Source organism: Leisingera sp. ANG59 (assembly GCF_013317235.1).
Lineage (GTDB): Bacteria > Pseudomonadota > Alphaproteobacteria > Rhodobacterales > Rhodobacteraceae > Leisingera.
This window is the reverse complement of sequence record NZ_WLCM01000006.1, coordinates 1-21748: the sequence shown is the minus strand read 5'-3', so window position 1 is coordinate 21748 and position 21748 is coordinate 1. Positions and strand designations below refer to the sequence as shown.

22 protein-coding genes and 1 pseudogene are annotated in these 21748 nt (G+C 63.2%); 10 read left to right on the top strand and 13 right to left on the bottom strand.

The genetic code is table 11. From position 1 onward, the window contains the following. Position 1 precedes the first annotated feature (1 nt). Positions 2 to 1057, bottom strand: coding sequence for a peptide chain release factor 1 (gene prfA / locus GKC28_RS07490; protein WP_174146289.1), 1056 nt, complete (start codon positions 1055 to 1057; stop codon positions 2 to 4). A gap of 60 nt (positions 1058 to 1117) precedes the next feature. On the opposite strand from prfA, the pseudogene GKC28_RS26350 reads away from it, so the two are divergent. Then, positions 1118 to 1366: pseudogene (locus GKC28_RS26350) on the top strand (hypothetical protein); the annotation flags it as partial. Between the two features lie 113 nt (positions 1367 to 1479). Here GKC28_RS26350 and GKC28_RS07485 read toward each other — a convergent pair. The 4 genes from GKC28_RS07485 to GKC28_RS07470 form a co-directional block, all read right to left on the bottom strand. Continuing rightward, the gene (locus GKC28_RS07485; protein WP_174146288.1) at positions 1480 to 1683 is read right to left on the bottom strand and encodes a hypothetical protein; all 204 of its coding nucleotides are present in this window, start codon (positions 1681 to 1683) and stop codon (positions 1480 to 1482) included. 169 nt (positions 1684 to 1852) lie between these two features. Then, positions 1853 to 2293 (bottom strand): DUF1499 domain-containing protein, encoded by a 441-nt coding sequence (locus GKC28_RS07480; protein WP_174146287.1) that lies wholly within the window; start codon positions 2291 to 2293, stop codon positions 1853 to 1855. A gap of 75 nt (positions 2294 to 2368) precedes the next feature. Then, positions 2369 to 3316, bottom strand: a complete 948-nt coding sequence (gene speB, locus GKC28_RS07475) for an agmatinase (protein WP_174146286.1) — start codon at positions 3314 to 3316, stop codon at positions 2369 to 2371. A 138-nt stretch (positions 3317 to 3454) separates the two neighbouring features. Then, on the bottom strand, positions 3455 to 4621 hold the full coding sequence (locus GKC28_RS07470; RefSeq protein ID WP_174146285.1) for a M20 aminoacylase family protein: 1167 nt from the start codon (positions 4619 to 4621) through the stop codon (positions 3455 to 3457). A gap of 63 nt (positions 4622 to 4684) precedes the next feature. Between GKC28_RS07470 and mazG the strand changes: the two genes are divergently transcribed. Further along, the gene (gene mazG / locus GKC28_RS07465; protein ID WP_174146284.1) at positions 4685 to 5500 is read left to right on the top strand and encodes a nucleoside triphosphate pyrophosphohydrolase; all 816 of its coding nucleotides are present in this window, start codon (positions 4685 to 4687) and stop codon (positions 5498 to 5500) included. 75 nt (positions 5501 to 5575) lie between these two features. On the opposite strand, the gene GKC28_RS07460 is transcribed toward mazG, so the two are convergent. After that, positions 5576 to 6130 carry a hypothetical protein gene (locus tag GKC28_RS07460; RefSeq protein ID WP_174146283.1) on the bottom strand — a complete coding sequence of 185 codons (555 nt, stop codon included), beginning with the start codon at positions 6128 to 6130 and terminating at the stop codon, positions 5576 to 5578. 267 nt (positions 6131 to 6397) lie between these two features. Between GKC28_RS07460 and GKC28_RS07455 the strand changes: the two genes are divergently transcribed. The 3 genes from GKC28_RS07455 to GKC28_RS07445 all read left to right on the top strand — a co-directional run bounded on the left by GKC28_RS07455 (position 6398) and on the right by GKC28_RS07445 (position 8335). Further along, positions 6398 to 7339, top strand: a complete 942-nt coding sequence (locus tag GKC28_RS07455) for a nucleoside hydrolase (RefSeq protein WP_174146282.1) — start codon at positions 6398 to 6400, stop codon at positions 7337 to 7339. Next, positions 7336 to 7785, top strand: a complete 450-nt coding sequence (locus GKC28_RS07450; protein WP_174146281.1) for an N-acetyltransferase — start codon at positions 7336 to 7338, stop codon at positions 7783 to 7785. The genes GKC28_RS07455 and GKC28_RS07450 overlap by 4 nt, the downstream gene beginning before the upstream one ends. Positions 7786 to 8059: 274 nt before the next feature. Then, the gene (locus GKC28_RS07445) at positions 8060 to 8335 is read left to right on the top strand and encodes a glycine zipper 2TM domain-containing protein (protein WP_174146280.1); all 276 of its coding nucleotides are present in this window, start codon (positions 8060 to 8062) and stop codon (positions 8333 to 8335) included. 348 nt (positions 8336 to 8683) lie between these two features. Here the strand turns inward: GKC28_RS07445 and GKC28_RS07440 are convergent, their stop codons facing one another. Continuing rightward, positions 8684 to 8905: an MEKHLA domain-containing protein gene (locus GKC28_RS07440; RefSeq protein ID WP_254604182.1), complete on the bottom strand. Its 222-nt coding sequence runs from the start codon at positions 8903 to 8905 to the stop codon at positions 8684 to 8686. 333 nt (positions 8906 to 9238) lie between these two features. On the opposite strand from GKC28_RS07440, the gene GKC28_RS07435 reads away from it, so the two are divergent. After that, positions 9239 to 9898: a hypothetical protein gene (locus GKC28_RS07435; protein WP_174146279.1), complete on the top strand. Its 660-nt coding sequence runs from the start codon at positions 9239 to 9241 to the stop codon at positions 9896 to 9898. Positions 9899 to 10015: 117 nt separating this feature from the next. Here the strand turns inward: GKC28_RS07435 and eno are convergent, their stop codons facing one another. From eno to GKC28_RS07420, 3 genes are all read right to left on the bottom strand, one after another. Next, positions 10016 to 11293 carry a phosphopyruvate hydratase gene (gene eno, locus GKC28_RS07430; RefSeq protein WP_174146278.1) on the bottom strand — a complete coding sequence of 426 codons (1278 nt, stop codon included), beginning with the start codon at positions 11291 to 11293 and terminating at the stop codon, positions 10016 to 10018. 173 nt (positions 11294 to 11466) lie between these two features. After that, entirely contained in the window at positions 11467 to 12360 is an 894-nt protein-coding gene (locus GKC28_RS07425) for a DMT family transporter (RefSeq protein ID WP_174146277.1), read from the bottom strand. A 209-nt stretch (positions 12361 to 12569) separates the two neighbouring features. Continuing rightward, the gene (locus tag GKC28_RS07420) at positions 12570 to 12983 is read right to left on the bottom strand and encodes a Fur family transcriptional regulator (protein WP_174146276.1); all 414 of its coding nucleotides are present in this window, start codon (positions 12981 to 12983) and stop codon (positions 12570 to 12572) included. A gap of 352 nt (positions 12984 to 13335) precedes the next feature. On the opposite strand from GKC28_RS07420, the gene GKC28_RS07415 reads away from it, so the two are divergent. Beyond that, positions 13336 to 14649, top strand: coding sequence for a DEAD/DEAH box helicase (locus tag GKC28_RS07415; protein WP_174146275.1), 1314 nt, complete (start codon positions 13336 to 13338; stop codon positions 14647 to 14649). A gap of 224 nt (positions 14650 to 14873) precedes the next feature. On the opposite strand, the gene GKC28_RS07410 is transcribed toward GKC28_RS07415, so the two are convergent. Next, entirely contained in the window at positions 14874 to 15578 is a 705-nt protein-coding gene (locus tag GKC28_RS07410) for an endonuclease/exonuclease/phosphatase family protein (RefSeq protein ID WP_174146274.1), read from the bottom strand. 153 nt (positions 15579 to 15731) lie between these two features. Further along, complete coding sequence (locus GKC28_RS07405; RefSeq protein WP_174146273.1) at positions 15732 to 17150, bottom strand: YdiU family protein; 1419 nt, start codon at positions 17148 to 17150, stop codon at positions 15732 to 15734. Positions 17151 to 17208: 58 nt separating this feature from the next. Here GKC28_RS07405 and GKC28_RS07400 point away from each other — a divergent pair, with 58 nt between their 5' ends. Together GKC28_RS07400 and GKC28_RS07395 are read left to right on the top strand one after the other, a co-directional pair. Further along, entirely contained in the window at positions 17209 to 17628 is a 420-nt protein-coding gene (locus tag GKC28_RS07400) for a cupin domain-containing protein (RefSeq protein WP_174146272.1), read from the top strand. Positions 17629 to 17673: 45 nt separating this feature from the next. Then, complete coding sequence (locus GKC28_RS07395) at positions 17674 to 18576, top strand: fatty acid desaturase (RefSeq protein WP_174146271.1); 903 nt, start codon at positions 17674 to 17676, stop codon at positions 18574 to 18576. Positions 18577 to 18658: 82 nt separating this feature from the next. Here GKC28_RS07395 and GKC28_RS07390 read toward each other — a convergent pair whose 3' ends face one another. After that, positions 18659 to 19768 (bottom strand): anhydro-N-acetylmuramic acid kinase, encoded by a 1110-nt coding sequence (locus GKC28_RS07390; RefSeq protein ID WP_174146270.1) that lies wholly within the window; start codon positions 19766 to 19768, stop codon positions 18659 to 18661. Positions 19769 to 19911: 143 nt separating this feature from the next. On the opposite strand from GKC28_RS07390, the gene tyrS reads away from it, so the two are divergent. Continuing rightward, on the top strand, positions 19912 to 21168 hold the full coding sequence (gene tyrS / locus GKC28_RS07385; RefSeq protein ID WP_174146269.1) for a tyrosine--tRNA ligase: 1257 nt from the start codon (positions 19912 to 19914) through the stop codon (positions 21166 to 21168). The last annotated feature ends 580 nt before the right edge of the window (positions 21169 to 21748 follow it).

Here is a 21748-nt window from a genome sequence, read left to right as displayed (position 1 = left end):
CCTATTGGCCCATCTCGGCCAGCAGCCGCGCCTGATTGTCCGCAGTCAGCGCGTCGATGAACTCGTCCAGATCACCGCCCATCACCTGATCCAGCTTGTAAAGCGTCATGTTGATGCGGTGATCGGTCATGCGGCCTTGCGGAAAGTTGTAGGTGCGGATGCGCTCGGACCGGTCGCCCGAGCCCACCTGGCTGGCCCGGTCCGCCGAGCGTTCGCTGTCGATCCGCTGGCGTTCCAAGTCATAAAGACGCGTCTTCAGCACCTGCATGGCGATCTCGCGGTTGCGGTGCTGGGACTTTTCCGACGAGGTCACAACCAGCCCGGTCGGCAAGTGGGTGATCCGCACCGCCGAGTCGGTGGTGTTCACATGCTGCCCGCCTGCGCCGGACGCGCGCATGGTGTCGATACGAATGTCGTTGGCGTCGATATGTATATCCACATCCTCCGCCTCCGGCAGCACCGCCACGGTGGCGGCCGATGTATGGATCCGCCCGCCGCTTTCGGTCGCTGGCACCCGCTGCACCCGGTGCACGCCGGATTCGTACTTCAAGCGGGCAAAGACGTTTTCGCCCTTGATATGGGCAACCACTTCCTTGATGCCGCCCAGCTCGGTTGCCTGCTCCTCGATGATGTCGAACTTCCAGCCCTGCCCCTCGGCATAACGCTGGTACATGCGCAGCAGGTCGCCCGCGAACAAAGCCGCCTCATCGCCGCCGGTGCCGGGGCGGATTTCCAGAATCGCCGGGCGGCTGTCCGCCGCGTCCTTGGGCAGCAGTGCCAGCTGCAGTGCGTGCTCAGCTTCAGGAATGGCCGCCTTCAAGGCCGGGATCTCCTCCGCGGCCAAATCCTTCATGTCCGGATCGGCCAGCATCAACTCGGCCTCTTCCAGATCGCCCAGCAGCTTGCGGTAGGCCGTCACCTGCTCCGCCACCGGCCGCAGGTCGGAATATTCCTTGGCCAAAGCAGCAATTTCCCCGCCCCCGGCACCATCCGCCATCGCGGCTTCAAGATACTGAAACCGCTGCAGGATCTGTTCCAGCCGTTCTTCGGGGACCATGGGTGCGCCTATTGCTGTTCATGTTTTGGCCAAGTGGCCCCCATGTGATATGCTAGACCCATGCGACATGCCAGAGCCCTTATTGCCACAATCCTCCTCACCCTGCCCAGCACGGGGCTGGCAGATGTGAAGGGGCCAGGCGGCAAGACCATCGATTGTTACTGCACCGACAAATCCGGCGCCCGGGTGGAACTGGGCGAACTGCGCTGCCTGCAAGTTGACGGCCGCATGTTCATGGCGCAATGTCAGATGTCGCTGAACGTGCCGATGTGGCGCGAGGTGCAAAGCAGCTGCCTATCGGCCTCGCTGGACCCGCTGCCTGGCAATTCAGGCGCCCCCCAGTGCTGCCGCGGCTCTGATTTGCGTCGTCCCAGCTGCATTACGGTTCATACACAGAAAAGCAGGTGTCCCGGAGATACTCCTTATTTTGACTTAACCCATTTTTCCAGCTCGCTATCGTAGCGATAGGTCACCACCACGCCGCCGAGACTGATCGGATAGAAAACGTCGATAGTGGCGTCATCGATTCGGGAATAGTGCTGGGCCCACTTGGATTTTGCCGCGTCAATACCCCTGCAGTGTATCCGCCGGCCGTCGCCAAGATCGAGCACTGCAATATTATCCAACCGGCTTGTCCTCCCTGGCTGGTGCAATCCAACTGGCACCTGAAGCGCTTCTCAACAAACTAAGGCTCTACCGCCGGAGGCGGAAGAGCCCGCGCCGCGCGAGAGCACGGCGCCCGGCCCAACTGTAAGGGGCTTTTTCAAAAGCCCGCGAACAGGCGGGAGCCCCGCATTATTCCCCCGCAGAAACAGCCTGCGCACCCTCTTCCATCTCCGCCAGCCAGCTGTTGATGCGTTCCTTGTTAGCCCCCAGGTCAGAGCGGCCGAATCGCAGCCTCGCGTAGACCTTCAGCAGATCACCGTCCTGCGCCGCGGTGGTGTAGTCGGGAAAGCCCAGCACCTGGGTGCGGGTGATATAGGTCACCATGCCATCGTCCGGGCCGCCCGCCAGCACGCTGGTGCGCGGCGCGTGGCTGGCGATGCGGTGGAACCGTTCCAGCCCTTCCGGCCCGGTTCGGATCACCCGGAAAACGCCGCCGCGGAACTCCTTGTCCTCGCTCAGCTCCGGCTGGGTGTTCCAGTCCAGCGGATCGCTCGGCGCCAGCCGGATGAACCCCAGTCCGGCGACAATCGCGGCCAGCAGCAGCCAGCCCAGCAGCATCAGCCGCCTCAACGCGGTTTCAAGGTCACCCCTTGCCTCCTCCTCACGCGCGGCCCTCCGCCGGCCTTCCGTGTGAGGCCGGACCGCTTATCTCGTTGCCACGCCCGGCAGCACGCACAACAGCTCATAGAGCAGGTTGGCGCCCACAAGGGCGGTGTTGCCCGACGGGTCATAAGGCGGCGACACCTCCACAAGATCGCAGCCCACGATGTTGACCCCCTTCAGGGACCGGATCAGCTCCAGCGCCTGCGGCGTTGTCAGCCCGCCGATTTCCGGCGTGCCGGTGCCCGGCGCATAGGCCGGATCAAGACTATCAATATCATAGGAGACATAGACCGGCCTATTGCCGATATCGCGGCGAATTTCCGCACCCATCTGGTGCAGCGAGCGGTTCCACAGCTCCTGCGCCGGGAAGTGCTGGAACCCCCAGCCCTGCGCCTCGGAAAAATCGGTGGCGGCATAGCCGGTGCCGCGGATGCCGATCTGATAGGTCTTGTCCGGGACGATTAGCCCCTCCTCATAGGCGCGGCGGAACACGGTGCCATGGGTCTCCCGCTCGCCGAACATCTCGTCGTTCACATCGGCATGGGCATCCACATGCACCAGCGCCACGGGGCCGTATTTCTTGGCAATCGCGCGCAGGATAGGCAGCGTGATCGAATGATCGCCGCCCATCGCCACCGGGATCACCCCGCCCGACAGGATCGCGTCATAGCTTTCTTCGATGATCCGGAGCGAATCCGGCAGCGAAAACGTGTTGATCGCCAGATCGCCGATGTCGGCAATGTTCAGGCTGTCAAACGGCGCCGCCCCGGTTGCCATGTTGTAGGGCCGCAGCATCGCGCTCTCGGCGCGGATCTGCTTGGGGCCGAAACGGGTTCCGGACCGCCAGGAGGTTCCGATATCCATCGGAACGCCCAGCACTGCCACATCCAATCCATCCAGCGAGGTCGCCTGCGGCAGCCGCATATAGGTGTTCGGCCCAGAAAACCGCGCCAGGTCGTTTCCGCTGATCGGTTGATTGAAGTCAGTCATTGTCTCTCACGTTTCCGCCAACGCGCCGGATGCATCCCGCCGCTGCATGCTCCGGCATAGCACCTGCGCCACCCGTGTCAAAGGGCGGAGGCGGCCGCCGCGCCAGCGCCCGCGGAACTGGTGCAGACACGCCGCGCCCTATCCGTTCAGCGGCTGCGCGCGCTCCACCAGCCGGGCGAAGAAGGACGCCCCCACCGGCGAGATTGCGTCGTTAAAGTCATACTTCGGGTGATGCAGCCCGGCGCTGTCACCCTGGCCCAGGAACAGGTAGGAACCCGGCCGCGCCTGCAGCATATAGGCAAAGTCCTCCGCCCCCATCTCGCGGCTGCCGTCCGCCTCAACATTGCCCGCGCCGGAGATTTCGCGGGCAACCTCCACCGCAAACCCGGTCTTTTCAGCGTCGTTGTAGGTCGCGGGGTAACCGACCTCGTAGTCCAGTTCCGCCTCGACGCCATAGCTTGCGGCCTGCCCCGCAACGATCTCCTTCATCCGCCGCATCACCATCTTCTGCACCTCCGGGTTGAAGGTGCGCACGGTGCCGTTGATGTAGGCGGTGTCGGGGATCACGTTGTCGACGGTGCCGGTATGGATCTGGGTGACGGAAACCACCAGATCCTCCAGTGTGTGGTGATTGCGGCTGACGATGGTCTGGATCGCCTGCGCAATGCCGCAGGCCGCCATCACCGGATCACGGGTCTCATGCGGCATGGCGCCGTGGCCGCCCTTGCCCTGGATGTGGATATCGAAGGTGTCCACCGCCGCCATCAGGGCGCCCGGCGTGGTCAGGAAATGACCTTCGGGCAGCCCCGGCGCATTGTGCAGCGCATAGACCTCGCCGATATCGAAGCGGTCCATGATGCCTTCCTCAACCATGATGCGGGCACCGCCGATGGCCTCCTCCGCCGGCTGAAAGATCAGCGCAGCCCGGCCCCGGAAGTTGCGGGTTTCCGCCAGGTATTTCGCAGCCCCCAGCAGCATCGCGGTATGGCCGTCGTGGCCGCAGGCATGCATGTTACCCGCATGGCCGGAGGCGTATTCAACCCCGGTTTCCTCCGGGATCGGCAGCGCATCCATGTCGGCCCGCAGGCCAATCGTCGGCCCCTCTCCCTGCCCGTTGATGATCGCCACCATACCGGTCTGCGCGATGCCCTCGTGCAGCTCATCCACCCCGAACTCCCGCAGCCGCTCCGCCACGAAGGCTGCCGTCTTGGGCAGGTCCAGCGCCAGTTCCGGGATCTGGTGCAGATGCCGCCGCCAGGCCTTCATCTCCTCGGCATAATCGGCAATACGGTTCACAACGGGCATTGGGGTGGACTCCTGCTTCAGACTCGGGATGATGCATCTGACACCGGAACAAGAGCAGCCGCAATGCAAGAAACAGACCTGATCCACGACCAGACCGCAGGCATCGAGCGCCTGCTGGAAATCATGGCACGCCTGCGCGACCCCGAAACCGGCTGCCCCTGGGACATCGAACAGGATTTCGCCAGCATCGCGCCTTACACCATTGAAGAGGCTTACGAAGTTGCCGACGCAATCGAACGCGAAGCCTGGGAGGAGCTGAAGGGCGAGCTGGGCGACCTGCTGTTCCAGTCCGTGTTCCACGCCCGGATGGCGCAGGAGGCGGGCCACTTCACCTTCCAGGACGTGGTCAGGACCATGTCGGACAAGATGGTCTCCCGCCACCCGCATGTGTTCGGCGGCGAAAGCCGTGAGAAATCCGCCGAACAGCAGACCCGGGACTGGGAGGCGATCAAGGCCGCCGAGCGCGCCGGCAAGGAGCAGCAGGGCACGCTGGACGGGGTCGCCGTCGGCCTGCCCGCCCTCTTGCGCGCTTACAAGCTGCAGAAACGTGCCGCCCGGGTCGGCTTTGACTGGCCGTCGGCAGACAATGTCATCGCCAAGATCACCGAGGAATGCGCCGAGCTGGTCGAGGCCCGCGACAGCCTCTCCCAGGCGGAAGTCGAGGAAGAATTCGGCGACCTCTTGTTCGTGATGGCCAACCTGGGCCGCCATCTGGGGGTTGAGCCCGAAGCCGCCCTGCGCGCCGCCAACGCCAAATTCACCCGCCGCTTCGAGGGCGTGGAGACCAAGCTCGCCGCCCGCGGCAAACGCCCCGAAGACAGCGACCTGGCGGAAATGGACGCGCTCTGGGACCAGGTGAAAGCTGACGAGCGCGCCTAAGCAAAGCCCTCCTTCATCTTTCCCCAAATACTCAAGCCCCGGTGGCCCTGCCGCCGGGGCCCGCCGGATTCGGGATCAGACCAGGCTCGCCTTTTTCAGCGCCGAGGACATCGCCTTGAAATCCTCGATGATCTTTTCCTTCTTCATCAGCTCTTTCCAAAGCTTCTCGGCAGTCTTCTTGTCATCGACCGCGACGTTGACCATCACGTCTTTCAGCTTCTTCACGTCTGTGATGCCCAGCAGCTTGGCTGCCTTCTTGGGATCGCCCATGCCGTTTTCGGCGACGTATTTCTTATATTCGTCGCTGCCGGTGAACCCCATCACATCCTTGTTCAGCATCTTCACGACCTCATCCTTGCCGGTCGCGATGATCTTCTTCCAGTCGCCGTTCTTGAAGTCGCCCTTGTCGGCCAGCGCCTTGGCCGCCAGATGGGTCTTGGAGGTGATGTTAACCGGCTCCTTGCCCTTCTTCTGGTCCATGTATCGGGTCCAGAGCGATTCCGGATTGCCCTTATTCTGGGTGAACATGAACTCGTTCAGGCAGTAGCGCCGCTTGCAGTAATCCATGTACGCGGCGGTCATCTTCTTGTCTTTCAGGATATCGCCAACAACTTTGGGCTCTTTGGGCATGTTTTGTTTCCCCCATGCAAATCAATGTGTTTCCGGCCAACCAATGCCGTACCAATAAGGCCCTGAATCCGGGCCAAGAAATTACGGCCTGTGCCTGCGGACCATCCCGTCCGTGACGCAGCGTCAGGCAACTATAGAAAGCAAACGCAGGGGCGGCAAAAGTCCGTCGCAGAAAATCTCCGGAAATTTGCAAAGGTTGGCGCCGCACCGGTTCAATCCCGGAACCGCAGCGCGTAGTCTCACAGCTCACGACCAGCGGAGACCGCCATGAGCGCCAGAAAAATCATCATCGACACCGATCCCGGCCAGGACGATGCCGTCGCCATACTGCTGGCGCTGGCCAGCCCGGAAAACCTCGACCTGCTTGGCATCACCTGCGTGGCTGGCAATGTTCCCCTGTCACTGACCGGCAAGAACGCCCGCATCGTCTGCGAAGCGGCAGGCAAGACGGACGTGCCCGTCTACGCGGGCAGCGTAGCGCCGCTTGCCCGCCCGCTGATCACCGCTGAACATGTGCATGGCCAGACCGGGCTCGACGGCCCGGACTTGTGGGAGCCGGCGATGCCTCTGGCCGATGGTCATGGCGTCGATTTCATCATCGAATCCCTGCGCCGCCACGAGCCCGGCACCGTCACCCTCTGCACTCTGGGACCGCTGACCAATGTTGCCGCCGCCTTCAACACCGCGCCCGACATCATCGACCGGGTGCAGGAAATCGTGATGATGGGCGGTGCCTATTTCGAGGTGGGCAACATCACCCCGGCGGCGGAATTCAACATTTACGTCGACCCGGAAGCCGCTGAAATTGTGTTCAGTTCCGGCGCACCGATCACCATGATGCCGCTGGATGTGACGCATAAGGTGCTGGCCACCAAGCCGCGCGTCGAAGCAATCCGCGCCCTCGATACCCAGGTCGGCCGTTTCACCGCGGACATGCTGGATTTTTTCGAACGCTTCGATGTGGAGAAATACGGCTCAGAGGGCGGCCCGCTGCACGACCCCTGCGTCATCGCCTGGCTTCTGCAGCCAGAGCTTTTTTCCGGTCGCCATGTGAACGTCGAAATCGAAACCAAATCGGATCTCACGCTCGGCATGACCGTCGCCGATTGGTGGGGCGTCACGGACCGCAAGCCCAATGCCCTGTTCATCGGCGATGCCGACGCGGATGGCTTCTTCAAACTCCTGACCGAAAGGCTCGCCCGCCTATGAGCGCTGCCCTACACCTGGCCAAACCCGAACACCTGAACACCGTGCTGGCCCTGGTCGCCACCTTCCATACCGAATCCGGACTGGACAGCAGCGACGAGCACCGCCGCGCAGGCATTGAGCCCTTGCTGAACGGCCACCCGTACGGCGCCGTCTACCTGATTGGCCCGACCCGGGCACCGATAGGCTATATCGTCATCACCTTCGGATGGTCGGTGGAATTCGGCGGCATGGACGGGTTCGTTGATGAGCTGTACATCCGCCCCGCCGTGCGCGGCCGCGGCATTGCCACCGAAGTGTTGACCGAACTGCCGAAAACTCTCGCAACGGCGGGCATGCGCGCCCTGCACCTTGAGGTCGACCGCGAGAACGAGACCGCCCAGAGGCTCTACTTGCGCACCCGCTTCCAGCCCCGCAAGAACTACATTCTAATGTCCAAGCAGCTCTGACAGGCCAGCCCCGCAGATCGTTTTCTGTATTGTGTCCGGCTTGGAAACCACTCAGCTTCCGGGCCTGAGATAGAGCCGAGCTCCAGCAAGCACTTAACGGCGGGCTTCCACTCTTCCCCGGCAAAAGCCCGCCGCTGTGCGCACCCCTCCGGCGGAACTGCGCTGCTGCCCTTACTGTGCGCATATATGCGGAACCATCCTGCCGGGGCCGGCGTTATAATGCAGTCTGCGGCCCGCGATAAGGCCGCCTCGGACCTGAAAATGGAGATATCAAATGACTTTCCGCTGGATCCCTGCACTCGCAAGCTCCGCCGTACTGGGCCTGGGCGCCTGCACCAACCTGACCCCCGAACAGCGCACTGTTGCCGGTGTGGCAGGCGGCGCCGCTGCTGGTCTGATCGCCGCTGACGCGCTCAAGGCTGACGACGACTGGCGCCTGATCGCGGCCCTAGGCGGCGCTGCCGCTGGCACCCTGGTTGCGCAAAACAGCCAGTCCAATCAGTGCGCATATTCCCGCGGCGACGGCACCTATTACACCGCCGCCTGCTAAGGCTTATCCGAACTGGCGCCCTCCCCCCGGCCGGGGCGCCAGATCTCCGGCTGCAGCACGCTATCGCACCGCAGCCCTGGTATCAGCGTATTTCCCCGCCAAGGTTCAGCCGCTGGACCGGGTCATCCGGTGACGCGGCCTGACCACTGAACGGGTAAATCCCCGGTCCGCTGCACCCCAAAAGGGTTGAAAGAACTGCACAGATTGCCACTGTGCGCAACATCCGCATCGTCATGGCCTGTTCCCCTTTCCCGCAGCACCTTTGCACCGCGCAGGGACACGCTAACATAACGCCCGCGTGAGCGTCTGTGATCCGGGCCACACATGCCGTTGCCAGCAGGTATGCTGTCAGATAGACCTGTAATCCCGGAAACTTGCCGCCTCGCCCAGCTTCTCGCCGTCCGGCGCCAGCAGCGGCCAGATCAGCGCACCCCGGATCTCGAACCGCCGCCCCGAGGCGCTAATCCTGGCGCCTGCATAATCCTCGATGAAGCCTTTGGCCCGCATCTCGGCAAACATCGCCTCCCGCTGCTCCCGGTGCGCAGGCTCCGCCGTCGGCCGTGACGGCATCGCCGTCAGCTGCTCCCAGCCCAACCCCACAGCGGATGGCCTGTTACCTGATAAAAGGAGCTCAGAAGCAGCTCTATATGGGGGGACTGGTATAGGTTGTCACGAGCGGGTTTGCTCAACGTTATCTCCACTAATTGGGACCCAATCCAAGAACAAAGCGATCAAAGTTCTGCCTCAGCCCTTTGTTTTACTTATCCTAGTCGAATCCACAGTGCCACCCGTTCCGAAACAGTCAACCAGGAGATAACCCGTACCACAAAAAAACAGTTTTTAGTTGCATAAAAAAATAAAAACCGCCAACCTCGCGCTATTCCACCATATCGAGAGACAACCATGAGATTTTTACTTTCAATTGCAGCCGCGCTTGCATTGGCTGGCTGCGATCAACAAGATAAGCTGACAGGAGAACGAGAGCTAGTTCCGCCGAGAGAAGGCATTCACGTCGGCTCTCTTTATTTTGCAAGAGAAAAGCAAACCGACGCGCTCAGCACTCCAGTCAACCTAGAAAGTCTATGTTTTTTTGACCTCGAAGAATCCGGTCTAACTTTGGAACCCAATCGACGCGTGGCCGACATTGATCTTTTGAAGAAAATTGAGGCCAAGGGAAAACTGGATGGCCTTAAAGTAAAATTTGCAGAAGCTGGGCTAAGTGGTAATATTTCCAAGTACTATTCGTATAAGCTGACAAATGCATACCGGTCTTCGATTTCTCTTGTGGACGCAGGAGAACTCTTTGAATCTCAAAGCAACGGCCCGCGTTGCAGAAACTGGAGAAAGAACGTCGATCAATTTGGATGGGCGGCTTATCAGATCAAGTCGGTCACCAGCGGTGATATTGTGTTGGCGCGCAAGACGGGAGGTGCCGCAGGCGCTGAGATTAGCGCCAAACTGGAATTGCTGGAGCCGGAACTGTCCGCGTCACTTAGTAAAGAGACCAGTTCCTCCATCACAGGAAAAAGCCTGGTTGTAAGCTTCTCACCAATTCCCCGCTGAGAAAGTTGGTAATTCTGCCGTTTCTTGAGGCAACCGAATCCGGGTAAGAGCCTAGTTAAATCACCGAAGCAGAGATTGCGATATGGCGGGATTTTYCCGCCATATCCTTGTAGTCAATCAGCGCTTCAGGATCGAACGGCCCGCGTATTCGGCCACTTCGCCCAGCGCTTCTTCGATGCGGATCAGCTGGTTGTACTTGGCAAGCCGGTCAGAGCGCGCCAGCGATCCGGTCTTGATCTGGCCGCAGTTGGTGGCGACGGCGAGGTCCGCAATGGTGGCGTCCTCAGTCTCGCCCGAGCGGTGCGACATCACATTGGTGTAGCGCGCGCGGTGGGCCATATCGACGGCTTTGAGGGTCTCGGTCAGGGAGCCGATCTGGTTCACCTTCACCAGCATCGAGTTCGCCACGCCGCGTTCGATGCCTTCGGCCAGGCGCGCCGGATTGGTCACGAACAAGTCATCGCCCACCAGCTGCACAGAGTTGCCGATCTTGTCGGTCAGCAGCTTCCAGCCATCCCAGTCGTCCTCGGACATGCCGTCTTCGATGGAGATGATCGGGTAGTCATTGACCAGCGCCGCCAGATAGTCGGCATTTTCTTCGCTGGACAGCGACTTGCCCTCGCCGGACAGCACGTATTTGCCGTCCTTGTAATACTCGGTCGCCGCGCAATCGAGCGCCAGGTAGATCTCTTCGCCGGGCTTGTAGCCTGCTTTCTCGATCGACTTCAGGATGAAGTCCAGCGCCTCGCGGGAGGAGCCGATGTTGGGGGCAAAGCCGCCCTCGTCGCCGATCCCGGTGGACAGACCCGCTGCCGACAGCTCTTTCTTCAGAGTGTGAAACACTTCGGAGCCCATGCGCACGGCTTCACGGATGTTCTCCGCGGCCACCGGCATGATCATGAATTCCTGAATGTCGATCGGGTTGTCGGCATGCTCGCCGCCATTGATGATGTTCATCATCGGCACCGGCAAAACCCGGGCCGACGTGCCGCCGATATAGCGGTAGAGCGGCTGGGTGGTGAAATCGGCCGCTGCCTTGGCCACCGCCATCGACACGCCCAGGATTGCGTTGGCACCCAGGCGGCCCTTGTTCTCGGTGCCGTCCAGTTCGATCATTGCCTGATCAACCGCAACCTGCTCAGTCGCGTCAAAGCCCACCAGCTCCTCGGCGATCTCGCCGTTCACCGCGGCGACTGCTTCCAGCACACCCTTGCCCATGTAACGGGACTTGTCGCCGTCGCGCTTCTCCACCGCCTCATAGGCGCCGGTCGAGGCGCCGGAGGGCACGGCTGCGCGGCCCATGGTGCCGTCTTCCAGGATCACGTCGACCTCAACCGTCGGGTTGCCCCGGCTGTCGAGGATCTCACGGGCGTGAATGTCGATAATGGTGCTCATCTGTCCATCCTTGGTTTGGCCTGAAAGCGGCGCGTTTTGCTGCCAGCGTCATACCAGCCGCTGCAGGAAAGTAAACCGGGATCGTTATCGCTAACACGCATAAAAGCGGCAGGTTAGGGCTAACAAGGCGCTGTTTGCGCCAACAAGGCAGAGGAATTATGCCAGCCGGGACGTCAGGCCGCAGCTGCCGCTTCCCTGCGCGCCCGCCGCGCCAGCCTCTGCTCACGCACAAAAGTGTAAAGACCGGATCCGATGATCAGCGCAGCCCCTGTCAACATCAGCGCATCGGGCCGCTCGCCAAAAACCAGCACGCCCGCCAGGATCGAGAACAACAGCCTAGTATAGCGGAACGGCGTCACCGCCGAGGCATCCCCCACCCGCGTTGCGGTGACAATGCCGTAATACCCCAGCACGCCGAACAGCACACCGCCTGCCAGCATCAGGTATTCATTCTGCTCCATCACCTGCGCCTCGCCGGGGGTGAAGGCCAGCAGCAGCAGACCCGCAGGAATGACCGCAAGGAACGCCTGGAAGCTGACAACGGTGGAGGGCACCGCGCTGTCCATCACCCGCGTCATCAGGTCCCGCGCCGCGACGCCGAGCACCGCAATCACCACCAGCAATGCGGCGGGTTCAAAACTGTCTAAACCCGGGCGGATGATCAGCAGAACCCCGGCAAAGCCCACACAGATTGCCAGCCAACGGCGCCAGCCCACGTCCTCGCCCAGAAACAGTGCCGCGCCCATGGTGATCACCAGCGGAGTTGCCTGGAACACGGCGGCCACAACAGAGATATCGACCAGCGCCAGCGCCGAGGCGAACCCCATCGCCGAAACCGCCTCGGTCCCAGCCCGCAGCACCGGCCGCAGCCGCCAGGAGCGCGGCGCAAACAGACGGTGCCCCTGCATCTTCGCCATCACCGCAAAGACCAGCCCGCTCCCGATACCGAGGAAGATCAGGATCTGCCCGACCGGCAAGGTGCCAGACAACTGCTTGATGAACATGTCTTCAAGCGTGAAAAATGCCATCGAGGCAATGACCAGCAGAATGCCGTGCAGGTTGTTCATGAGCGCGCGTCCATCGTTCCGCCCAGCGGGGCTGCCGGGCTTCGGAGGACAAAAGCGGCAAAATACCCCGGCGGCAACTCCGTTTCCGACGCCCTGCAATGACAAGACGTGAGCGCACTCATCAATTTTCGTGATGCGTGGCGCAGTCGCCGCCATCCACGCAACCGGAATTTTGCAAAAATTCCGGCCAGGAAAACGGCTCCACCGCCTCAGTCCTGCTTGCGCGGCACCCCGTAAAGCTCCAGCTTGTGCCCGCGCAGCTCATAGCCCAGCTTGCGGGCGATCCGCTCCTGCAGCTCCTCGATCTCCGGGTCGCAAAACTCGATCACCTCGCCCGAGTTCATGTCGATCAGGTGGTCGTGATGCTCGCGGTCGGCATCCTCATAGCGCGCGCGCCCGTCGCCGAACTCCAGCCGCTCCAGAATGCCCGCTTCCTCGAACAGCTTCACGGTGCGGTAGACGGTGGCAATCGAAATCCCCGCATCCATCGCACTGGCACGAGCATACAGCTCCTCGACGTCAGGATGATCATCGCTGTCCTGCAGCACCTGGGCAATCACCCGGCGCTGGCCGGTCATGCGCAGGCCCTTGCGCTCGCAGCGGGCGATAATCGTCTTTGCCATTTGCGTCCTCGCGGTTTTCTGGGCTTCCTCTTTAGCGGATGCAAAAGCCCGCGAAAACCGGCTTTTCATATGCATCAGCAGTTGACAATCGGCTTATCCACAGCCATTTGGCACCCAGGCATCCCTCCCTGCCGCGTGAGCAGAGACCAATGACCGGACGCGCATGATGCGCATGACCAATGTTCCGGGGTCTAGTGATATGCCGCCATTCCCAAAATCACGCGTGGGGATTGCAGAGGCCAGCGGCCTGGCATCCGGCCAGCGCGCGCCCGAGGTCCCTGCCCCGCATGAAACCGCTGCCCAAGCAGCGGACCCGGCCAGTGCATTTCGCAGGGCCGTGAAAGGACGATACGTGACTGAATTTTCGACTATGGGGCTGCCTGAGAAGCTCCTCGCCCGCCTCAAGGACATGGGTCTCAATGACCCCACCCCGATCCAGGCGCGCGCCATTCCCCATGCCCTCAACGGCAAGGACGTGCTGGGCCTGGCGCAGACCGGCACCGGCAAGACCGCAGCCTTCGGCGTGCCGCTGGTGGCACGGATGCTGGAATACGGCCGCAAGCCCGCGGCGATGACCGTGCGAGGCCTGGTGCTGGCGCCGACCCGCGAGCTCGCCAACCAGATCGCCGACACCCTCAAGGGCCTGACCGAAGGCACCCCGATGAAAGTCGGCCTGGTAGTCGGCGGCGTCTCCATCAACCCGCAGATCGCCCGCATCGCCAAGGGCACCGACATCCTGGTCGCCACTCCGGGCCGCCTGATCGACATCCTCGACCGCGGCGCGCTGGATCTCGGCTCCTGCGACTTCCTGGTGCTCGACGAGGCCGACCAGATGCTGGACCTCGGCTTCATCCACACCCTGCGCAAGATCGCGGCGCTGATCCCGCAGGAACGCCAGACCATGCTGTTCTCGGCCACCATGCCCAAGCAGATGAACGAGATCGCCAACTCCTACCTGCAGAGCCCGGTCCGGATCGAGGTCTCGCCCCCGGGCAAGGCTGCCGACAAGATCACCCAGTCGGTGCACTTCATCGCCAAGGCCGCCAAGCTGGACCTGCTGAAGGAACTGCTGGACCAGCACAAGGACGAGCGCACCCTGGTCTTCGGCCGCACCAAGTGGGGCATGGAAAAGCTGATGAAGACCCTCGAAAAAGCGGGTTTTGCAGCGGCATCCATCCACGGCAACAAGAGCCAGGGCCAGCGAGAGCGCGCTCTGGCGGCCTTCAAGGCAGGCGAAATCAAGGTGCTGGTCGCCACCGATGTGGCGGCCCGCGGCCTCGACATTCCGGACGTGAAATACGTCTACAACTACGAACTGCCGAATGTACCGGATGCTTATGTGCACCGCATCGGCCGCACCGCGCGTGCGGGCAAGGACGGCCAGGCAATTGCGCTGTGCGCCCCGGATGAGATGGAAGAGCTGAAGGCAATCCAGAAGGTGATGAAGATCACCATCCCCACCGCCTCCGGCCGCGCCTGGGAAGCAATGCCCGATCCGGCAGCCCCCGCAGGCAAGCCCGGCGGCCGTCCCAATGGGCGCCGCGGCGGTGGCAAACCCGGCGGCCAGCGCCGCCGTGGCGGCGGCGGCGGCAACAGCCAGGGCAAACCCCAGGGCAGCAAGCCCGGCAACGCCCAGCGCCGCGGCCAGAAACAGCGCGCGCGCTAAGCCTTCCCCGCCAGCGCCGGGTCAAGGGTCCCGCAGGGACCGCGCGGCTTCCCTTGACCCGGTGCTGGCGCAACACACACTTGAAATGGCGCTTCAGGGCAAACCTGCCCTGAAGCGCCTCTCAGCAGAAAATATTCCGCGCTGCGCAGCAGCGCTCGGCCCAAGCCTGACGGCAAGTTGCCCAGGCAATTTTCCTGGAAAGGCGCGGGAGCTCCCTCGCCTCGCTAGACCGCCCGCAAGTCCGCCCAGACCGGCAAATGGTCCGAGGCGATATGCGCCGGCCGCGCGCCATGCACCCCATGCCCAACTGCCTTCAGCCGCTTGCAATGGGCAATCCGGTCCAGCGCCCCCAGCGGCCGCACCGCCGGAAAGCTCGGTTTCGGCGGCAGAAAATTCAACCCGGGGGCAATATGCTCCAGCACCGGGGTGCGCGACCATTCGTTGAAATCCCCCGCCAGCACCACTGCTGCGTCCTCCCGCTTTGCGGCCCGCGCCAGCGCATGCATCTGCTCGCGCCGCGCCCGGCCGGTCAGCCCCAGATGGGCGCCGATCACCCGCACCGGCCCCACCGCCGTCTCCAGCACCACCCAGACCGCGCCGCGCGGCTCCAGCCCCGGCAGCGCGATATGGCCCTTGGCCCGCAGCTGCACCCCGTTGCGGTACAGCACCGCGTTGCCATGCCAGCCCAGCGATCCCGCGCCGCCCAGATCGGCGGCCCGCCAACCGGTCTCCTCGACCAGAAAATGCGGCAGCGCTGCGGGGCGCGGCGGCAGCCGCTTGTCGGCTTCCTGCAGCACGGCCACATCCGCCTTCAGCCCGGCCAGCACCTGCAAAATGCGCTCCGGCCGCCGGCGCAGGTCCAGACCGACGCATTTCTGGATGTTGTAGGTGGCAATCCGCAGCGAGTCCGGTGAGGGTATCTTTGGCATCTGCTTGTCCCGGGTCCTGCCGCAAGTGTGGCCGGATCACGGCCTGAGCACAACCGGCAACACGCCGCAGGCTGCGTATGGGCGGGCCGCCTGCCTCTTCTTAAGCCAGTGGCTCCAGTCACCCTTGAGGATATCCTGGGCCGAATAACCGGATCAGGTGCCGCAGAAGGTCGCCTGCACCACTTCCTCCGGCAGCGGCGGGTGCTGCAGATCGCTGTGCTCCGGCTGGTCCTCGTACGGGGTGGCCAGCACCGCGCTCAGCCGGTGGAACAGCGCATAGTCGCCGGCCACCGCGCCTGCAATCATCTCTTCGATCCGGTGGTTGCGCGGGATGAAGGCGGGGTTGGCTGCACGCATCACCGCCTGCGGATCCGGCTCCTCTTCCAGCCGCGCCTGCCAGCCCTGCTCCCAGCTATCAAAGGCCGCCGGATCGGTGAACTGGTCCCGCGCCGAGCCACCGGCAAGGGCGCGGAAGGTGTTGGTGAAATCGCTTTGGTTCTCCGCCATCCGGCCCAGCAGCGCTGTAATCAGCTCCAGGTCCCCCTCCCGCTCCGAGGTGATCCCCAGCTTGGCCCGGAAGCGCCGCAGCCAGGCCGACTCGGTCAGCGCGGGCATCGCATGCACGATCTCCGTCGCCTGCTCGACCCCGGCCTGCGGGTCGTCCATCTGCTGGATCAGCGCGGTCGCCAGCTGCGCCAGATTCCAGACCGCTATAGTGGGCTGGTTGGCATAGGCATAGCGCCGCCCGCGGTCGATAGAGGAAAACACAGTATGCGGGTGATAAACATCCATGAAGGCGCACGGGCCATAATCGATGGTCTCGCCGGAGATCGAGAAATTATCGGTGTTCATCACCCCGTGGATGAAGCCCACCGCCATCCAGGCGGCAATCAGCTCTGCCTGCGCATCGCGCACCGCGCTGAGCAGCCCAATCGGCCCGTCCGCATCCGGATAATGGCGGGCAATGGCATATTCTGTCAGCCGCTGCAGGCTAACCTTGTCTCCGCGTGCGGCAAACACCTGGAAGGTCCCCACCCGCAGATGGCTCGCCGCCACCCGGGTCAGCACCGCACCGGGCAGGCCGCCCTCGCGCCAGACGGTCTCGCCGGTCTCCACAGCCGCCAGCGCCCGGGTGGTCGGGATGCCTAAGCTGTGCATCGCCTCGCTCACCACATATTCGCGCAGCACCGGTCCCAGCCAGGCCCGCCCATCACCGTTCCGCGAATAGGGCGTACGGCCCGAGCCCTTCAGCTGGATATCCCGGCGCTTGCCGTCCGTGCCCACCGTCTCCCCCAGCAGGATCGCGCGCCCGTCGCCCAGCTGCGGATTATAGGTGCCGAACTGATGTCCGGAGTAAAGCTGCGCCAGCGGATCAGCCCCTACTGGCACCTGATTGCCACCGAACACCTCTGCCATCTCCCCGGCCTCACCGGGCGTGATCCCCATGATCCGCGCCAGGTCCTCGTTGAACGCCGCCAGCCGCGGCGCCTTCACCGCCTGCGGCGGCAGTTTGGAGTAGAACTGCCCCGGCAGGGCGGCATAGGTGTTGTCAAAGGGGATCGTGAGTGTCATGGCCCAAACATATGACTGGGATAGAGATTTACCAGCACCAATAATAGGGAGAGCTGTAATGGACGCAGACCGGATCATTCAACACCTGGGCCTGCAGCAGCACCCGGAGGGCGGCTGGTACAAGGAAACCTGGCGGGCAGAGAATGAAGGCCGCCCTACAGGCACCTGTATTTACTTCCTTTTGAAGGCGGGCGAGGCCAGCCACTGGCACCGGGTGGATGCCGCCGAGATCTGGCTCTACCACGCCGGCGCGCCGCTGGTGCTGTCGATGGCGGCCACCGATGAAGGCCCGGCGCAGGACCATCTGCTGACCCCGGACATGGCCAAGGGCGCCCCGCAACTGATCGTGCCGGAAGGCCACTGGCAGGCCGCCCGCGGCACTGGGGACTACACGCTGGTCAGCTGCACGGTGTCGCCGGGGTTCGAGTTCGAAGGGTTTGAACTGGCTGCCCCTGGTTTCGACATCCCGCGCGGCTGACCCGCCCCCTTGCAGTGAATCGCCAGTCTGGACAAGACTGTCCATATGTCTGCACATATAGATCACACCTCCCTGATCAAGGCGCTTCCGCCGGACACCAAGGCCGCCCTGACCTCGCGTTCCGACGTGGCCGGACTGCGGCATCTGGCGCTGTATCTGACGGCTCTCGGCGTTTGCACGGCAGGCATTGCGTTGCAAGTGCCCCTCTGGCCGCTTCTGATGCTGCCGCAAGGCATTTTGCTAGTGTTCCTGTTCACCCTCAGCCATGAATGCACTCACCAAACACCGTTCCGCAGCAAGCGGCTGAATGAGGCCCTGGGCCATTTCTGCGCCCTCGCCATCGCGCTGCCTTTCACCTGGTTCCGCTATTTCCACCTGGCGCATCACAAATACACCAACGATCCCCAGCGCGACCCGGAACTGGAACACGGAGGCCGGCCGGAGACCTACGCCCAATGGCTGACATACCTCAGCGGCTGGGGCTACTGGCGCGGCATGGCGGTAACCCTCTGGCGCAACGCCTTCGGCACCATCAGCGCACCCTACCTGCCCGAACGCCGCCACGCTGACATGCGGCTGGAGGCGCGCCTGCTGCTGGTGATCTACGCCGCCGCGCTGCTGAGCCTGCTGGTCTCTCCGATGGTGCTGTGGCTGTGGATTGTGCCGCTGCTGATCGGCCAGCCTGCCTTACGCGCCTATCTGCTGGCGGAGCACGGCCTCTGCCCCCCGGTGGCCAACATGCTGGAAAACTCCCGCACCACCTTCACCAACCGGCTGGTGCGCTTTGTTGCCTGGAACATGCCCTATCATGCAGAGCATCATTCCTTCCCGAATGTGCCTTTCCACCAGCTGCCGGCGTTCCACGCGATCACACAAGCGCATCTGAAATCGACGTCGCACGGGTATGGAGAATTCACCACGGACTACGTGAAGCAACTCACCCGCTGACCGCCCCAGCGCCGGCCCAAATTTCTTCTGAAGAAATTTTCCAAGAATTTTAAGAAAATTCCCGCGCCCGGCCGCCTCCGGATCACTGTCCCGGCACGCTGACTACTCCGCCGCCCACGCAGGCCCTGACGCCGGTGGTCCCAGGCGCCGAAGTCGGGAGGCCCCGCGCCACCCGCACCGCCAGATGGGCAAAGGCCTGCGCCTCCAGCATGTCGCCGTCCAGACCAGCATCCTCCACCGGTTTCACCGGGCAGTCCAGCGAAACCCGCAGCATTTCCATCAGCACCGGATTGTGCCGCCCGCCGCCGGTGACCAGCACCACTTCCGGCGGCTCCGGGCAATGCTCCATGCCCTGCGCCACGGCAGCGGCGCACATGGCAATCAGGGTAGCTGCCGCGTCCGCATCATTCAGCTCGTTCACCAGCCCAACCATCTCGGCAAAATCATTCCTGTCCAGAGACTTAGGCGGCATTCTTGCAAAATAGGGCTCGGCCAGGAACAGCTCCAGCGCGCCGGTTTCCACAGTGCCGGAGCGCGCCACTTTGCCATCCGTATCCCAGGGAATGCCCAGCCGCTCCTGCACCAGATCATTGACCGGCGCATTGGCAGGCCCGGTGTCGAACGCCAGAAGCGCCCCCGGCTCCTCCGGCCGCTCAAACCGCGGGTCCACGTAGGTAAGATTGCCGACCCCACCCAGGTTCAGGAAGCACAAGGGCCGTTCGGCGCCGATGTATTTGGCGCAGGCAAAGTGAAAGAACGGTGCCAGCGGCGCGCCCTCGCCGCCCATCGCCACATCGTCAGAGCGGAAATCCCAGACCACCGGCTTGCCCAGGTGTTCGGCCAGCGCCGCGCCGTCGCCCACCTGCAGGGTTCCCTGCAGCCGCGGCGCATGGGCCAAGGTCTGGCCGTGAAAGCCGATGATCTCCACATCCCGGAACTCCGCCAGCGCCGCCGCATGGGCTGCGTCGCAGACCGCTGCCGCGGCATCCACCTCCTGCCCCGTCCATTTGCCCAGGCCCGCTCGCAGCACGCTGCGCTCCTCCGCGGAATACTCGCGGTAACTGCTCTCGCCGAACCCGTGAATGCGCGCGCCGTCGGTCACCACCACAGCCGCATCCACCCCGTCCAGCGAGGTGCCGCTCATCGCGCCCAGCGCCCTGACCGCACCCGTTTTTGCAATGGCCTTGCTCATCGCCCCTGCCCCTTCAACAGAACTGGGCCGTCCCGCCCGTTTGCGCGCCACAATACAGCGCATATTTTGCCGGGAAAACAGGTTCCAACCGGCGCCAATGCGATTTATAGGGCATGGTGCAAAACCATAGACCGAGGCATGCTATGACCTACACACCGAAATCGGATTTCGTCGCAGTCATGATGGAACGCGGGTTCCTCGCGGACTGCACCGATTATCAGGGCCTGGACGAGGCTCTGCTCAGCGGTGTGCGCCCGGCCTATATCGGCTTTGACGCAACAGCCCAGTCGCTGCACGTCGGCTCGCTGATCCAGATCATGATGCTGCGCTGGTTCCAGAAGACCGGCCACCAGCCGATCACCCTGATGGGCGGCGGCACCACCAAGGTGGGCGACCCCTCCTTCCGCGCCGATGAACGCCCGCTGCTGACCGAAGCGCAGATCGACGACAATATCGCCGGCATCAAGAAGGTGTTCTCCGCCTACATCGACTATGAAACCGACGCGCCGAACAAGGCGCTGATGCTGAACAACGCCGAATGGCTGGACGGCTTGAACTACCTGGAATTCCTGCGCGACATCGGCCGACATTTCTCGGTGAACCGGATGCTGTCGTTCGAGAGCGTGAAATCCCGCCTCGACCGCGAGCAGTCGCTCTCCTTCCTCGAATTCAACTACATGATCCTGCAGGCCTATGACTTCATGGAGCTGAACCGCCGCTACGGCTGCATCCTGCAGATGGGCGGCTCGGACCAGTGGGGCAATATCGTCAACGGCATCGACCTCACCCGCCGGGTGATCGACAATGAGGTCTATGGCCTCACCTCGCCGCTGCTGACCACCTCTGATGGCAAGAAAATGGGCAAAACCGCCGAGGGCGCGATCTGGCTCAATGCCGACATGCGCTCCCCGTATGAATTCTGGCAGTTCTGGCGCAACACCACCGATGCGGACGTTGGCCGGTTCCTCAAGCTCTACACCGAACTGCCGGTCGCGGAATGCGAGCGCCTGGGCGCGCTGGCGGGTTCCGAGATCAACGCCGCCAAGGTGATCCTGGCCAATGAGGTCACCACCCTCTGCCACGGCGCCGAAGCCGCGGCGGCGGCGGAAGCGACCGCGCGCGAGGTGTTCGAGAAAGGCGGTGTCGGGGACGACCTGCCCACCCTATCGCTGTCGCCCGCCGACCTGGGCGATGGCATCTCGATCGTGCAGCTGATCGTGAAATCGGGCCTCGCCAAATCCGGCAAGGACGCCAAGCGCCTGATCGCCGAAAATGGCGCCAAGCTGGACGACCAGCCGCTCACGGACGCAGGGCTGATGATCGACGCAGGCGCGCTCTCGTCGCCGATCAAGCTGAGCGCCGGCAAGAAACGCCACGCCCTGGTGCGGCTGGACGGCTGATCCATTTTACATGAACCGGAAAAAGGGAGCCGCTGCGCTCCCTTTTTTGCTGCCCGCATGCGCTCCCGCCCATTCCAGCCCCGTCAAAGACGGGCCCTCACGTTTGGGCCGGGCGCCGCTGCGCGCCGCGCCAGAGGTTTCACACAACTGCTCTTCAGGCCAGCCCCGGGTCAAGTGCCGCAAATGCGACCGTGCGCAGCACGGTTCACCCTTGAGGCAGGGATGGCCTGATCCAGTGTATCCATCTCCAGCGCCGCGCAGCGGCGCCCGGCCCAAGGCCGTCAAGGTTCAATTGGCAAGGCCAATGCACCTGCGGGCGCGGGAGCTTTCCCGCGTGTCAAAACACCACCGCTTCCACCAGCGTCAGCACCAGAAACATCGGCACCGACAGGCCGATGGCAATCAGCAGCGCCGCCGCCTTGGTCATCCGCGGGGCCGCTGCCGCCTGCCCCATGATCCGTTTTGCTTTCCTCATGCTGGAAATTAACCATGATTTAGGTTTCCAGCGCGTTAATGGAGCCATGTTCGACAGCGCCCCTGATCCCGATCTGCCCGCAGCGGCAACCAACCACCCCCAGCC